Genomic DNA, 15,459 nt, shown 5'->3' on the forward strand with positions numbered 1-15,459 from the left:
ACCCACCCGCACCCGACAACGCACCCCGCAGTTACTGGTCCGACGAGAAGCGGAGCGCACCCGTGGGGATCTGCGCGTCGCACCAGACGCGGACGCCCGTGCGGAGTTCGTTGTCGGCGCCGATGATCGCGCCGTCGCCGACGACCGTGCCGGTGAGGACGGAGCGTTCGCCTATGCGGGCGCGGGCGCCGATGAGGGAGTCGGTGATGACGGCGCCGGGTTCGACGACCGCGCCGGCCAGGACCGTGCTGCCGGAGACCCGGGCGCCCTCGCCGACGAACGCGCCCTCGCCCACCACCGTGCCGCCGGTCAGCTTCGCGTCGCCCGCGACCCGCGCGGTGGGGAGGATCAGGCGGTCGCCGCAGCGGCCCGGGACGGCCGGGGACGGGGCCCTGCCCAGGACCAGGTCGGCGGAGCCGCGGACGAAGGCCGCGGGGGTGCCGAGATCCAGCCAGTACGTGGAGTCGACCATGCCCTGGAGATGGGCGCCCGCGGCGAGCAGGTCCGGGAACGTCTCGCGTTCCACCGAGACCGGGCGGCCCGCCGGGATCGTGTCGATGACCGAGCGGCGGAAGACGTACGCCCCCGCGTTGATCTGGTCGGTGACGATCTCCTCGGGGGTCTGGGGCTTTTCGAGGAAGGCGAGGACCCTGCCCGTGTCGTCGGTGGGGACCAGGCCGTAGGCGCGGGGGTCGGTCACCTGGGTCAGGTGGAGGGAGACGTCCGCGCCGGTCGTCTCGTGGGTGGCGACCAGCCGGCGGATGTCCAGGCCGGTGAGGATGTCGCCGTTGAAGACGAGGACGGGGTCCTCGGGGCCGGAGTGGAGGTGCGAGGCGGCGTTGCGGATCGCGCCGCCCGTGCCCAGGGGCTCCTCCTCCGTGACGTACTCGAGGTGGAGGCCGAGGGCGGAACCGTCGCCGAAGTGGGGTTCGAAGACCTCGGCGAGGTAGGAGGTGGCGAGGACTATGTGGTCGACACCCGCCGCTCTGGCTCTCGCCAACTGGTGGGTGAGGAAAGGGACTCCGGCCGCCGGGACCATGGGCTTCGGAGTGTGCACCGTGAGCGGACGCAGCCGGGTACCTCTGCCGCCGACCAGGAGGATCGCTTCTGTCACCTGTCGTCTCTGCTTCCTGCCGGGACCGGCCGAACTGTCATTCGACCGGCCAGTGTATGCAGACCGTTCCATGGCGCCTTCGTGGCCGTGCGGAAAGCCGTCGACGTGCGGCGACGCACGTCAACGGCGGTGTCCGTCGAGGGCACGGCGGGCGTGCCCTCGACCTGTGCGGTGTGTCGTGTCGGAGTGACCTCCGGCCGGTCACCGGCCCTGCAAGCGGGCGGCTTCCGAGCGGGCCGTACCGAGCTTTCCGTAAAGGCGCCCCCCCGGGCACTCGGTCGCGAACCCGTCACGGTGGCCGGAGATCACGTTCAGTCGTACCTTCTTACCCTTTGGGTAGAGATTGCCGCCACCAGAAGTCAGGTATGTCTTGCCCTTCGGGTTCGCCCCGTAAAGGCCGAGTTTCCAGGCTGTCAATTGCGCGATCGCCTTGACCGACACGGCGGGTGGCTTGGTGGTCCCGAAACTGCCGATGACCGCGATGCCCATGCTGTTGGTGTTGAAACCGAGGGTGTGGGCACCCATGACGGGCTTGGCGACACCACCCGCGCGCCCCTCGTAGATGTTTCCGCACTTGTCGACGAGGAAGTTGTAGCCGATGTCCCGCCAGCCGCTGCTCACGACGTGGTAGCGGTAGATACTGCGGATGACGGACGGGGCCTGCGCGCACTTGTAGTTGTTGCCCGACGCGGTGTGGTGCACGAAGGCCGCGCTGACCCGCTTGGTGTACCGGAAGTCGCGCTCGCGCAGCTTCTCGTCGGCGCCCCAGCCGGCCCGCGTGACGATGCGGGGACGCGGACCGATGTACGGCTTCGCCCCGGGCACCGCGGTCGCCAGCCGTTCCACCGTCTCCTTGCGTGACAGCGCCGGGATCGTGGTGGAGCCGAGCGGCGCGAGGTCGGCGTTGACGGCGGAGGCGGCGGCCGACTCGACGGTCAGCGCGCCCAGCCTCGGGGTGTCCACGGTGCCGACGGGCGGGGGTTCCGCGACATGCGCGGCGCCCGTCACGGACGAGGGTCCCGCCGCGCCGTCGGAGGCCGCGACGCCGGGGTCGACCAGCTCCAGACGTAGGCCGTCCGGGAGCAGTTGGACACCCGGAGCGGCCGTACGGCCCCGGGTCTCGGCGCGTACGCGCACCTCGACGCCGTCCGAGTCGCCCACCCACAGCGGGGCGGTGGAGCCGCGCACCCGGCCCGAGGAGCGTTCGGCGGTGTCCGGGTCGGCGGCGTGCTCGTGGTTGTGCGTCTCGACGTCCTGCCAACCGGACCAGCGGGCGGTGTCCGTCGCACGGGTACGGACCTGGACGCGGCCCTCCAGTTCGGCGTCCGGGTTGTCCCAGACGACGCCGACCAGGGAGAACGAGCGTACGTCCCGCTTGCCGAGACCCTGTTCGGGAGCGGCGGGGCCGAGGTTCCGGTCCACTCCGAGGGGGACGAGGGGGAGCGACTGGGTGCTGCCGGCCTCAGGGGCGAGCGCGAGCGGACGGGTGGGGGTCGAGGGCCGCGCCAGAGCCTGGATCGCCGTGGAGGACGAGTCCGTCGGGGTCGCCGCGGAGGCCGTCGCCGGGAGTGCCGCCGGGAGGGCGAGTGCCGCCGCGCAGGTGACGCCGATCGAGGACGCGAGGAATCGTGATCTACGCATGTGTCTGATCCTGGACATAGTCATACATATCTGTCCATCGCGGAATTGACGGCCCGTCGGCTCCGCTCCGCCGAACCGGTTAGCCTTCCGGTCCTCCCGGGCCCGTGGGCGCGACGGTCCCCGCGTACGCTTACGCGGATGAACGCCACCGACCGCACCCCTGCCGACCTGCTGCGATCCGCGCTGGCCGCGGACCCCGCGCGCCCGCTGGTGACCTTCTACGACGACGCCACGGGCGAACGGGTCGAATTGTCCGTGGCCACCTTCGCCAATTGGGTGGCCAAGACCGCCAACCTCCTCCAGGGCGAGTTGTCCGCGGAGCCCGGCGACCGGGTCGCGCTGCTGCTGCCGGCCCACTGGCAGACGGCGGTGTGGCTGCTCGCGTGTTCGTCGGTGGGGGTGGTCGCCGAGGTCGGCGGGGACCCGGCGGCGGCCGACCTCGTGGTGAGCGGCCCGGACACGCTGGACGCGGCCCGGGCGTGCTCCGGGGAACGCGTCGCGCTCGCGCTGCGGCCGCTCGGCGGGCGGTTCCCGCAGGTGCCCGCCGGGTTCGCCGACTACGCCGTCGAGGTGCCCTCGCAGGGGGACCGGTTCGTGGCGTACGCGCCGGTGGATCCCGAGGAGGCGGCGCTCGTCGTGGCCGGGCGGGAGTTCAGCGGGGCCGAGGTCGTGGAGCGGGCCCGGGCCGACGCGGCCGGGCTGGGGCTGACGGGGCCGGGGTCACGGCTGCTGTCGGGGCTCGGGTACGACACGTGGGAGGGGCTGGCCGCGGGGTTGTACGGGCCGCTCGCCAGTGGGGGGTCCGTGGTGTTGTGCCGGCACCTGGAGTCGGTGGGCGAGGACGCGCTCGCCAAGCGGATCGAGAGCGAGCGGGTCACTTCGGTCTCTCGGTGACGTGTTCTGGGCGGTTTGTGCGCGATGACGCCGTGGGGGCGAGGTCGGTGGGCGGCTGCGGGTGCCTCGTGGTTGCTCGCGCCCACGCGGCGGAGCCGCATGTGTCACAGCCCCGCGCCCCTGAAGGGCGCGGCTGCCCTGGCCCCTCAGCCTCATGGCGCCGCCCCGTCCCCCATTCGGCCTAGCCCCGGCCGCCCCCCTGCCCCCTCCCGCGCCATCGTCGTAGGAGCAACGACTCGCTCGTACGCCGTGAGGGGTGGCCGGAAGTGGACGACGTCGGAGGGCAGGCGCGTGGGCTGGGGCCCGGTGCGGGCGGTACGCCCACCGGGCTCGGGCCCCGGCGTCGGCGTCGACGGCGCTGGGGGCGGTGGGTGGCGAGCGGCGCCGCCCTGATGGTCGTCGGAGCCCTGGGGGTGGGCTGGGCGGCGTACCAGAAGCTGGACGGGAACATCACCTCGGACCGGTCGGCGGCGGACGAGCTGGCGCGGTACGAGAAGGAGCGGCCGACGGCGCTGGTCCGGGGCGCGCAGAACATCCTCGTCATCGGGTCGGACTCGCGGTCGGGGGACGAGAACAGCGAGTACGGACGCGATTCGGGCACCGAGCGCTCCGACACGACGATCCTGCTGCATCTCGCGGCGGACCGGCGCAGCGCGACCGCGGTGTCGCTGCCCCGGGATCTGATGGTGGACGTGCCGAGTTGCCGGCGGCCGGACGGCAGTCGCACCGAACCGGTGTTCACCATGCTCAACTACGCGTTCCAGAGCGGCGGTTCGGCCTGCACGATTCGGACGGTCGAGCGGATGACGGATATTCGTGTCGACCATCACATCGTGGTGGACTTCCGCGGCTTCAAGGAGATGGTCGACGCCGTGGACGGGGTCGAGGTGTGTCTCGCCGAACCCATTCACGACAAACAGGCCGAACTGCGTCTGCCTGCGGGCAGGGTGAAGCTCGACGGGGAAGAGGCACTGGGATATGTGCGGGCCCGCAAGTCACTGGGCGACGGCAGCGACACCGAGCGGATGGACCGGCAGCAGCGTTTCCTCGCGGCGTTGGCGGCGAAGGTACGCGGCAATGACGTCCTGCTGAATCCCGTGAAGCTCTATCCGGTGCTCGACGCGGCCACCTCGTCGCTCACCACGGACCCGGGTCTGGCGAGTCTGCGCGGGCTCTACGACCTGGTGCGCGGCCTGCGTACGATCCCCATGGAAAAGGTGCAATTCCTCACCGTTCCCCGGAAGTCGTATGCGTACGACGCCAATCGTGACGAGCTCGTCGAGCCCGCGGCGCGGAGCCTTTTCGCACGGTTGCGCGCCGACGCACCCGTGGCGGTGGCGCGAGAACTGCCGGACGGGGCCCGGGAAGGGCATTCGGAAGAGCTTTCGGGAAGCCTCTCCGGGACACCGGATCCGGTACCGACTTTCCGTGGCAGTACGGCCGCCGAGGAGGACTGCGGATGACTCCGGGAGGGTTCCGCAGGTAAAGCACACGTCAACAGCAGGAACAAATGCTCTAGGAAATGGGCGGATTGCCCGGTTGTAGGGACGTGCAATTTGTCACCGCCGTCGCTCGGCGCCTGATCGTGCGGCTAGTGTGAGCGATCCGGTGTGTCAGGCCTTCCGGTCACGCACCACTTGCATCGAGACCCGAGCGTCTTTTGAGGGGGAAGACGCCGCGTGGCCCCGACGGAGGAATCAGACAACCGTGGACGCGCAAGGCCGTGGGCGGGCGGACGACATCGACCCCGCAGACCAGTGGGTACTCAACCCGAACACCGGTGAATACGAACTGCGACTGACTCCTTCCGCACCGCAGTCGGCGGTGCCGAGGCCGCGTCGGGCCGCGCCCGCCGGGGCGGGGGCCAGGGCCGCGGGCGGCACGTCCACGCGCTCCGCGTCGGCGGGCACGGACACCCGGGAGATCCCCGACACGCTGCCGGGACCCCGGCGCCGGCGGGGCACGCCCGAGGAGGAGCCGCTGCCGGGCCGCCGGACCGGCCGGGGCAAGACGAAGCCCAAGAAGTCGACGGGCAAGCGGATACTGGTGTGGACGGGCGGCACGCTGGCCTTCGTGCTGGTCGGGGTGAGCGCCGCGGGCTACCTCTACTACCAGCACCTCAACAACAACATCCAGAAGATCTCGGACGACGGCGCGAGCACCGGCGGCTTCAGCAAGGACCGGGCGATCAACCTGCTGGTGATCGGCACGGACAAGCGGACCGGCGCGGGCAACGGGAGTTACGGCGACAAGGACAGCGTCGGCCACGCCGACACCACGATCCTGCTGCACGTCTCCAAGGACCGTTCGAACGCCACCGCGATGAGCATCCCGCGCGACATGATCGTGGACATCCCCGACTGCCCGACCGAGCAGGAGGACGGCTCGGAGAAGAACATCCCGGGCACCTCCGACGTCCGGTTCAACACGAGCCTCGGTCAGGACGGCCGCACCCCGAGCTGCACGATGCGCACGGTCACCGAGCTGACCGGGATCACGCCCGACCACTTCATGGTGGCCGACTTCAACGCGGTGAAGACGCTCTCCACGGCCATCGGCGGTGTCGAGGTGTGTCTGGAGAAGGACATCAAGGACACCAAGTCCAAGCTGGACCTCAGCGCGGGCAAGCACCGCATCGAGGGCGAGGAGGCGCTGGCCTTCCTGCGCACCCGTTACAGCGTCGGTCTCGGCAGCGACCTGAGCCGGATCGAGTTGCAGCAGCAGTTCCTCAGCTCGATGATCCGCCAGATGAAGTCGCAGGACACGCTCACCGACCCGACGAAGGTGGTGAACCTCGCCGAGGCCGCCACCAAGGCACTGTCCGTCGACTCCAGGATCACAGACATCAAGAAGCTGGCCTCGCTCGGCCAGGAGGTCGGCAAGGTGAAGACGAAGAACATCACCTTCACCACCGTGCCGGTCGTCGACAACACCGACGGCGCGACCGTACTGCCCACGCCGGGCAAGGCCGAGCAGCTCTTCGAGACCATCAGGAACGACATCTCGCTCACCGAGGTGAAGAAGCAGGCCAAGGAGAAGGAGGCCGCGAAGCTCAAGGGCAAGCGCGCCGACGCCTCCGAGGTCCGGGTCAGCGTCTACAACGGCGGTGCCAAGGCCGGCAGCGCACAGGCGACGCTCAGTTGGCTGCAGAACGATGTCGGCGTGACCAAGTCGAGCCAGCTCGGCAACGCCGACAAGACGTTGAAGAAGACGACCCTCGCGTACGACCCCGACCAGGCCGACCAGGCGCGCAAGCTGGCCGACCTCATGGGTCTGTCCGCGTCCGCGCTGAAGCCGGGCGAGGGCAACAGCGAGACCAACTCCCAGGGCCTGCCCTCGATGGTGCTGACCCTGGGCGAGGACTTCAAGGGAGCCGGGGTGCCGCTGAGTGGGGGCTCGGCGACGGATCTGGACGTCCAGAAGAACACCGCGGACAAGGAAAAGTGCGCCAGCTGATGACCTGACGGGGTCGTGGCGCGTCTAACCCGACGCGAGCAGCAAGACAGTCGAAAGATCCGGTGGTGCACCGGGCGGGCGCGAGGAGGCCCCCGCCCGGTCGGTTCCGAATGTCGTCGAAGTGCCGTGGGGCGGCGAGTGCCGCTGTGCCGAACCGTGTCCGCATGTCATCCGGTCGGAACACATGACGCGTTCAACAGAACATGAGTACATCCCGGTTGGGTTCTCGACGGTCCAACAGGAGGCGGGGACGGCCCCGCCACGGCAGGGTGGGGAGGGGCAGGGAGATGGTACGGAGCGACGTGCGCGGGGACGGGGGGCGACCGCGTGTCGACGAACCCGGCGAGCGGGACGGGGACCTGGATCCGAAGGAGGGCGACTCCTCCGGCTCGGATCCGAAGGAGGGCGACTCGTCCGGCTCGGACGGCGACGCGGATGTCAGGGTCCCCGGGCAGGGCGGACGGAAGCGCCGCGACGGCGGCGGTGGTGGCGGACGGGGGCGCGCGAAGGCCCCCGGGAGGCCCCGGCGCAGACGGGTGCTGCGCTGGTCGGCGACGGTCCTGGCGGTCGTGATACTCGGCACCGCGGGTGCCGGTTATCTCTACTACCAGCACCTCAACGGCAACATCAAGAGGGAGAAGCTGAACCTCGGCGACACGAAGATCGCCGAGCCGACGCCGAACGCGGCCGGCCAGACCCCGCTGAACATCCTGCTGATCGGTTCGGACGCGCGGGACACCGCGGAGAACCAGAAACTCGGCGGCGCCAAGGAGAACTTCAACGGGCCGGCGCTGGCCGACGTCCAGATGCTGCTGCACCTGTCCGCGGACCGCACCAACATGTCGGTCGTCAGCATGCCCCGTGACACCCTGCTGGACATCCCCAAGTGCACCGACCCGGACAGCGGTGAGGTGTACGAGGCGCTCACCCATGTGATGACGAACCAGTCGCTGGAGCGCGGTGGACCCGGCTGCTCGGTCGCCACCTGGGAGAAGCTGACCGGGATCCGCATCGACCACTTCATGATGGTCGACTTCTCCGGTGTGGTGTCGATGGCCGACGCGATCGGCGGGGTGCCGGTGTGCGTGGACGCCAACATCTACTCGCACACCAGCGACGGCAAGGGCTCGGGGCTCAAGCTGAAGGAGGGCACCACCTACATCCAGGGCAAGCAGGCCCTGCAGTGGCTGCGTACCCGGTACGGCTTCGAGGACGGCAGCGACATCGCGCGCGCCAAGGCCCAGCACCAGTACATGAACGCGATGGTCCGCGAGCTGCGCGAGAACGCCACGATCACCAACCCGAACAAGCTGCGCAGGCTCGCCGAGGAGGCCACCGACGCGCTCACCGTCGACGAGGGCCTCGGCGACGTCGCCGAGCTCTACGACCTCAGCATGGAACTGCGCAAGGTCGAGCCGGCCCGGATCACGATGACGACGATGCCGTACACGTACTCCGGCGCGCGCGTCGTGCCGAAGGAGGGCGACGCGGAGAAGCTGTTCCGGCTGGTGCGTGAGGACATCGCCCTGGACGGCAAGGACAAGAAGAAGACCACCACCGAGGACGCGACGTCCGACGATCCGGCGGCGGCGAAGGACGAGATCGGGGTGCTGGTGGTCAACGGCACCATGACCTCCACCCTCGCCCCGGTCGCGGGTCGCGCGCACACGGTGTCCCAACTGCTCGTCGAGGACGGCTTCGCCAAGTCCTCGTCCGACGCTGCCACCGCGACCACCGAGGACAAGACGGTCGTGCGCTACCCGAGCGCCGACCTGGAGGGTGACGCCCAGGCGGTCGCCAAGGCCCTCGGCATTCCGCTGGGTCAGGTGGAGAAGTCCACGAACGTCAGCGGTGTCACGCTCGTCGTCGGCGCCGACTGGCGCGAGGGGAAGACGTACGAGGCCGAGAAGGAGGACGACACGACTCCGAAGTCGGCGGACGCCCTCAACGGCGCGAACAAGGAAGCCTGCATGAAGGTCAATCCGGCGTTCACCTGGTGAGTGCCCGGAACGTCGAGCGGGGCCCCTCCCGGCAGTGGGAGGGGCCCCGCTCGTACGTGCTCCGTGCTCGGCTCAGCTCTCGGTCAGCACCGCCGGGCGGCGGGAGGCGATGACCTTCTTCGCCAGCGATCTGGGGCTGGTGAGGAAGCCGAAGCCCCACGACATGTGCATGGTGGCGAGGGCGACGGGGATCTGCAGGCGGGCCTTGAGCGGCAGCCCCTTGCCCGCCGGGATCGAGCCCGCGACGATCGCCGCGAGGTAGCCGCCGGGGACGACGAAGCCCAGCGGGGTCAGCAGGGCGCCCACCAGGGTGCCGGCCACGATCGCGCACACCGCGGTCGGCGGGGCGAGGTAGCGCAGGTTGATGGAGCCCTCGTGGTAGCGGGCGACCACGTGCCGCCAGCGCCCGTAGTCCTTGTACTGCTTGGCGAGCGCCTTCACGCTGGGCCGGGGCCGGTACGACACCCGCAGCTCGGGCGAGAACCAGATGAGGCCGCCCGCCTCGCGGATGCGGAAGTTCAGCTCCCAGTCCTGGGCGCGGATGAACTCCACGTTGTAGCCGCCCTGCCGCTCCAGCGCCTCGCGCCGGAAGACACCCAGATAGACCGTTTCCGCCGGTCCCGCCTCGCCGCCCGTGTGGAAGGCGGCGTTGCCGACACCGATCTTCGAGGTCATCGCGGCGGCGACCGCGTGCTCCCAGTCGTTCTCGCCCTCGGCGTGCATGATGCCGCCGACGTTCTGCGCGCCGGTCTCCTCCAGGAGCCGTACGGCGGTGGCGATGTAGTTCGGCGAGAGGATGCCGTGGCCGTCGACGCGGACCACGATCGGGTGGCGGGAGGCCTTGATCGCGGCGTTGAGCGCGGCGGGCGTACGGCCGGTGGGGTTCGGGACGGTGTGCACGCGCGGGTCCTCGGCCACGAGCTGGGCCGCGATCTCGTCCGTGCGGTCCTTGGACGGACCGAGGGCGATCACGACCTCCATCTCGCCGGCGTACTCCTGCGCGAGGATCGCTTGGACGGCTCCGCGCAGATGCCGCTCCTCGTCGAGGACGGGCATGATCACGGACACGGCGGGGAGCTGCACGTCGGGCTTGGCGTTCATAGGGGGCTCACGTTACCGCGAACGGGGGACACGAACGCGCGCCGCCCGGTCGCGTACGCGGGGCACGGATTCCGGGACCCTACGGTGCTCAAGGTTCTCTGGCTTCTCCCTCCTCTTCGCCCCCCTTCTCCCGACCGGTCTCGCGGAGGTGTCCCCCGTGTCCACACCGCCCCGCCGTCCAGCCCGTCCGCAGCAGCCCCGGCCCCCCGTGCCTCCGCGGCGGCGGAGCTGGGCCATGCGGGCGGTGACCACGCTCTCGGTGGTGGTGCTGGCCGCCGCGGGCATCGGCCACGCCGTGGTGACCCGCCTGGACGGCGAGATCAAGCGGGTCGACGCCTTCAAGGACATGAAGAACCGCCCCGAGGCGGGCCACGGCATGAACGTGCTGCTGGTCGGCACCGACGGTCGCGACCGGATCAGCGAGCGGGAGCGGCGCAAGTACCGGCTGGGCGGTGCCCCCTGCCACTGCACGGACACGATGATGATCGTGCACATCTCGGAGGACAGGGAGCGCGCGAGCATCGTGAGCCTGCCGCGCGACTCGTACGCCGAGACGCCCGAGCACACCGACCGCGCCACCGGGAAGGTCCAGCGCTCCCACCCGATCAAGCTGAACGCGGCCTACGCGGAGGGCGGGCCGCAGCTCACCGTGCGCACGGTCGAACACATGACCAAGGTGAAGATCGACCACTACGTCGAGGTCGACTTCACCAGCTTCATGCGGACCGTCGACGTCCTCGGCGGCGTCAAGATCTGCACCACCCGCCCCCTCAAGGACTCCTACACCGGCCTCGACCTGGACGCGGGCACCCATGAGCTGGACGGCGGCGAGGCCCTCCAGTACGTCCGCTCCCGGCACGCCGACGGCTCCTCCGACCTGGGCCGGATGAAGCGCCAGCAGCGGTTCATGGCGTCCCTGATGTCCCAGGCGACCTCCTCCGGAGTCCTGCTCAACCCGATGAAGTTCCGCGACATCACCCAGGCCGTCCTCGGTTCCGTCCGCGCCGACAAGGAGTTCGGCACCGGCGAGCTGATCGACCTCGGCCGCGCGATGCGCAACCTCACACCGGCGTCGTCGGAGTTCACCACCGTGCCCATCGGCCGTATGGGGTACGCCGTGAAGGGGGTCGGCTCGACGCTGAAGTGGGACGACGCCAAGTCCGCCCGCCTCTTCGAGGCGCTGCGCGACGACCGTCCCCTCGCCCCCTACAAGGCGCGCGGCACGTACGCGCTCGTCGATGTGGCCCCGCAGCAGATCCGTGTCCAGGTCGAGAACGGCACCGCCGTCGCGGGCCTCGGCAAGAAGGTCGACCGTCAGCTGGCCGCCACCGGCTTCCGCACCACCAAGGCCCCGGTGAACGCCCCGCAGCCGAACATCACCCGCACCCAGGTCCTCTACGACCCCCGCTGGGACCGCTCCGCCCGCTCCCTCGCGGCCGCTCTCCCGGGCTCGGAGCTCCGCCCGGTCCGCGCCCAGGGCCCCACGATGAAGGTGATCGCCGGCACGGACTTCGAGCAGGTCCGCAAGGTGCGCGCCGAGAACCCGGAACAGGGCGAGTCGGGAGTGGTGCGGGGCGACCAGGTCTCCTGCGCCTGACGGGCACGCCGCCAACCGTTCGACTTGCGTGCGATTTGTGTCAGCTTGGCAACAGCACGGCCTTGGTTTTTCGTCGACCCTTGTAAAGGGCACAGCAGGACCCGGCACACTGGGGCGCATGAACGATTGGCCCGAGGGATGGTCCGGCAACAACCGCGGCGGCGACTACGCCCAGCCCGACGGGCCGCGCGTGATGCGCCAGGTCCGGCGCGGCCCGTCGGCACCCCCTCAGGGTGGTGTGCCCCAGCAGCCGTCGTACGGCGACTCGTACGGTGACGGCTACGGCGACAGCGGCCCCGACCAGCAGTACGGCGGCGGCTACAACAGCGACTACAACACCGGCCAGGTCTACGGTGTCGGCGGCGCGGGCGGCTCCGGTGGTCACGGAGGCGGCCGGGGCGACCGTGGCGCGCCGAACTGGGGCCGTCGTATCAAGCTGACCGCGATCACGGTCACCGTGGTACTGCTCGCGACGACGATCGGCACGTACTTCTGGGCCGACTCCAAGCTGAACCGCGAGGTCGACCTCTCCAAGGTCATCGAGCGGCCGGCCGAGGGCGAGGGCACCAACTACCTGATCGTCGGCTCCGACAGCCGTGCGGGCCTGTCCGACGAGCAGAAGAAGGAACTCCACACCGGGTCCGCCGACGGCAAGCGCACGGACTCGATGATGATCCTGCACACCGGTTCGAACGGCCCGACGCTGATCTCGCTGCCCCGTGACTCGAACGTCGAGATACCGTCGTTCGTGGGCTCCGAGTCCGGCAAGACCTACAAGGGCACCGGCCGCCAGGTGAAGCTGAACGCGGCGTACGCGGAGGACGGGCCCGAGCTGCTCGTCCGTACCGTCGAGGCCAACACCGGGCTGCGCATCGACCACTACGTGGAGATCGGTTTCGCGGGATTCGCGAACATCGTCGACGCGGTCGGCGGGGTCGAGATCGAGATCCCGAAGGGCGGCATGAAGGACACCAAGTCCGGTGCCGACTTCGAGGCGGGCAAGCAGACCCTCAACGGCGAGCAGGCCCTCGCCTTCGTCCGGACCCGCTACGCCCTCGCGGGCAGCGACCTGGACCGGACGAAGAACCAGCAGAAGTTCCTCGCGGCGCTCGCCAGTCAGACGGCGACGCCGAGCACGGTGCTGAACCCGTTCAAGCTGTACCCGACGATGAGCGCGGGCCTGGACACCCTGATCGTCGACAAGGACATGAGCCTGTTCGACCTGGCCGACATGTTCTGGGCGATGAAGGGCGTGACGGGCGGCGACGGCAAGTCCATGAACATGCCGATCTCCGGCAACTCCGCCAACGGCAACCTCCAGTGGGACACCGCGAAGGTGAAGCAGCTGGTGGAGCAGTTGAAGAACGACGAGACGGTGACGGTGTCGGGCAACTGACCCGGCGGACGGCGTGACCGAGGGGCACCTCCTGTCGCAGGGGGTGCCCCTCGGTCGTCTCCGACGGGTCAGGCGGTCGCGCCCGCCATCGTCCGGCACATCTCGGAGCAGCGGCGACACGCCTCGGCGCAGCGCATCATCTGCTGGTCGTCCGGCATGGACATACACGCCTCGGCGCACATGTCACAGGCGCGGGCGCACATCGCGCACATCTCGGCGGACAGCGGCGAGCGGCGCATCATCATGTCCGCGCACATACGGGTCATCTCGGCGCAGTCCATCAGGGCGCGCATGATCTGCATCTGGGCCTGACCGCCGGCCTGCATGCAGGAGCTCATGGTCTCCTCGCACACGCTGTGGCACGTCATGCAGGCGTTGACGCAGTCCTGCATCTCCTTGCTCATCGCGGTCATGTTCCCGGCCTGCTGCGTCATGGCTCCTCCTGGGGGGGGTGAGGGGTGCGGGGTCCGGGGCGGACCCCGTGCACTTCCGTCCTACGCCTCCCCGCCCCCGCCCGCCATCGGGCGGGGCGGCGATCCGCCGACTGTGATCGCCACCAGCGCGTGGCGGGGCGGAGCCGGTCGTCCGGCAGACCTGCTGCGGGCACGGGGGACGGGCATCTCGGGCGCCCCGAATTTCATCGGATGTCTGATGGGGTGGTGAACGACACCCTCTCACCGCCGACGCGGATCTCGGCCATAGCTGGGACGCCACCTCGCCCGCCGAGTCCGACACCATCGCGCGCCCGCCTCGGGGGCACCGCAACGTCGTCGCGGACTCGCCAGGTGCGATCCCTGCCCAGCTTCGGGCTTGCAGCAAACGGCGAAGAGGCGGTTCGACAGCCTCTGCGTCGTTCCCGGCCGCGACGTACGGGAGGGTTACGGCACAGTAGGCGCGCTTCGGGGCGAACTTGGTGGACATTGACCCTTGAAATTGATCCGCACGGCGCCGTAACGTCCTCGCCGTCCAAAAGACATCGGAGGATTTGCCGGCGGTGCGTAGTGCGACCACCAGGCCTCCGCCTTTCACTCAGGCCGTTCATCATTCGGCTCACCGGGTGCGATCCCGCACGACGTCCCGGGCCGCGCCCGTCGGCGGCATCCGGCCTCACAACCGGGCGCCCTCTCTCCCCCTTTGTCGTCGCCCGTGGCATCCGTCCCTCATGGAGACCCACTCATGAAGCTCGCCCGCACCTGGTCCACCGCCGCAGCAGCCACCGCCGTGCTCACGACACTGGCTCTCGCCACCGCGTGCTACCGCGGGGCGGCCTCAGAGGATGACCGGCCCACCATCGGTATCGACGTGCCGCGCTCCGACTCCGACTTCTGGAACTCCTACGTGCATTACCTGAAGAAGGACATCAGATCCGCGGGCGTCGACGACCTGCCGGTCACCAACTCCCAGAACGACGTCCACAGACTCATCGCCAACATGGAGGTCCTCCAGAAGACGGGCGGCGCCGACGCCATCATCATGGCCCCTCAGGACTCCGGAGCCATCGCCTCGACCCTCGACGCCCTGGCAGACGAGAAGATCCCGGTGATCAGCGTCGACACCCGACCCGACGAGGGCGACGTCTACATGGTGGTCCGCGCCGACAACCGGGCGTACGGCACCAAGGCCTGCGAGTTCCTCGGCGAGCAGCTCGACGGCGAGGGCAAGGTCGCCGAGCTCCAGGGCGCCCTGGACTCCATCAACGGGCGCGACCGCTCCGAGGCCTTCGCCGAGTGCATGGAGACGAAGTTCCCGAAGATCAGGGTGTTCGAGCTGCCCACCGACTGGGAGGGCGACGTCGCCTCAACCAAGCTGCAGTCGCTGCTCGCCCAGCACCCCGACCTGGGCGGCATCTACATGCAGGCCGGCGGTGTCTTCCTGCACCCGACCCTGGAGGTTCTGGAGGAGAACAGCCTGCTCAAGCCAGCGGGCGAGAAGGGCCACATCACCGTCGTCTCCAACGACGGCATCCCTCAGGAGTTCGACGCCATCCGCGAGGGGTACATCGACGCGACCGTCTCCCAGCCCGCCGACCTGTACGCCAAGTACGCGGTGTACTACGCCAAGGCCGCGACCGAGGGCAGGACCTTCAAGCCCGGGCCGACCGACCATGGCTCCACCATCGTCGAACTGCCCAACGGCCTGGAGGATCAGCTGCCCGCTCCGCTGGTCACCAAGGAGAACGTCGACGACAGGTCCATGTGGGCCAACAGCGTCCCTCGGTGACCGCGAACGGTCGGCCGTCGCGAGGGGTGAGCGATCCCGT

The 15,459-nt window shown here is 69.8% G+C and carries 11 protein-coding genes; 7 read left to right on the forward strand and 4 right to left on the reverse strand.

What is annotated here, in order from left to right; genetic code table 11:
- Window positions 1-31 precede the first annotated feature (31 nt).
- On the reverse strand, window positions 32-1,114 hold the full coding sequence (gene manB / locus L3078_RS18500) for a mannose-1-phosphate guanylyltransferase (RefSeq protein WP_239754965.1): 1,083 nt from the start codon (window positions 1,112-1,114) through the stop codon (window positions 32-34).
- Window positions 1,115-1,315: 201 nt separating this feature from the next.
- Window positions 1,316-2,773 carry a peptidoglycan recognition protein family protein gene (locus L3078_RS18505; protein ID WP_239754966.1) on the reverse strand — a complete coding sequence of 486 codons (1,458 nt, stop codon included), beginning with the start codon at window positions 2,771-2,773 and terminating at the stop codon, window positions 1,316-1,318.
- Window positions 2,774-2,893: 120 nt separating this feature from the next.
- Here L3078_RS18505 and L3078_RS18510 point away from each other — a divergent pair, with 120 nt between their 5' ends.
- The 4 genes from L3078_RS18510 to L3078_RS18525 all read left to right on the forward strand — a co-directional run bounded on the left by L3078_RS18510 (window position 2,894) and on the right by L3078_RS18525 (window position 9,105).
- Window positions 2,894-3,649: a TIGR03089 family protein gene (locus L3078_RS18510; RefSeq protein WP_239754967.1), complete on the forward strand. Its 756-nt coding sequence runs from the start codon at window positions 2,894-2,896 to the stop codon at window positions 3,647-3,649.
- A 266-nt stretch (window positions 3,650-3,915) separates the two neighbouring features.
- A complete protein-coding gene (locus tag L3078_RS18515; RefSeq protein WP_239754969.1) occupies window positions 3,916-5,112 on the forward strand; it encodes an LCP family protein in 1,197 nt (398 codons plus the stop codon).
- A 244-nt stretch (window positions 5,113-5,356) separates the two neighbouring features.
- Entirely contained in the window at window positions 5,357-7,105 is a 1,749-nt protein-coding gene (locus L3078_RS18520) for an LCP family protein (protein ID WP_239754971.1), read from the forward strand.
- Window positions 7,106-7,392: 287 nt separating this feature from the next.
- A complete protein-coding gene (locus L3078_RS18525; protein ID WP_239754973.1) occupies window positions 7,393-9,105 on the forward strand; it encodes an LCP family protein in 1,713 nt (570 codons plus the stop codon).
- Between the two features lie 72 nt (window positions 9,106-9,177).
- On the opposite strand, the gene L3078_RS18530 is transcribed toward L3078_RS18525, so the two are convergent.
- A complete protein-coding gene (locus tag L3078_RS18530; RefSeq protein ID WP_239754974.1) occupies window positions 9,178-10,206 on the reverse strand; it encodes a glycosyltransferase family 2 protein in 1,029 nt (342 codons plus the stop codon).
- A gap of 148 nt (window positions 10,207-10,354) precedes the next feature.
- On the opposite strand from L3078_RS18530, the gene L3078_RS18535 reads away from it, so the two are divergent.
- Window positions 10,355-11,803: an LCP family protein gene (locus tag L3078_RS18535; protein WP_239754975.1), complete on the forward strand. Its 1,449-nt coding sequence runs from the start codon at window positions 10,355-10,357 to the stop codon at window positions 11,801-11,803.
- A 118-nt stretch (window positions 11,804-11,921) separates the two neighbouring features.
- The gene (locus tag L3078_RS18540) at window positions 11,922-13,199 is read left to right on the forward strand and encodes an LCP family protein (protein WP_239754976.1); all 1,278 of its coding nucleotides are present in this window, start codon (window positions 11,922-11,924) and stop codon (window positions 13,197-13,199) included.
- A gap of 68 nt (window positions 13,200-13,267) precedes the next feature.
- Here L3078_RS18540 and L3078_RS18545 read toward each other — a convergent pair whose 3' ends face one another.
- Window positions 13,268-13,633: a four-helix bundle copper-binding protein gene (locus tag L3078_RS18545; protein WP_215455871.1), complete on the reverse strand. Its 366-nt coding sequence runs from the start codon at window positions 13,631-13,633 to the stop codon at window positions 13,268-13,270.
- Between the two features lie 742 nt (window positions 13,634-14,375).
- Between L3078_RS18545 and L3078_RS18550 the strand changes: the two genes are divergently transcribed.
- Window positions 14,376-15,419 carry a sugar ABC transporter substrate-binding protein gene (locus L3078_RS18550; RefSeq protein WP_239754977.1) on the forward strand — a complete coding sequence of 348 codons (1,044 nt, stop codon included), beginning with the start codon at window positions 14,376-14,378 and terminating at the stop codon, window positions 15,417-15,419.
- The last annotated feature ends 40 nt before the right edge of the window (window positions 15,420-15,459 follow it).

It is taken from the genome of Streptomyces deccanensis (assembly GCF_022385335.1).
Taxonomy (GTDB): Bacteria; Actinomycetota; Actinomycetes; order Streptomycetales; family Streptomycetaceae; genus Streptomyces; species Streptomyces deccanensis.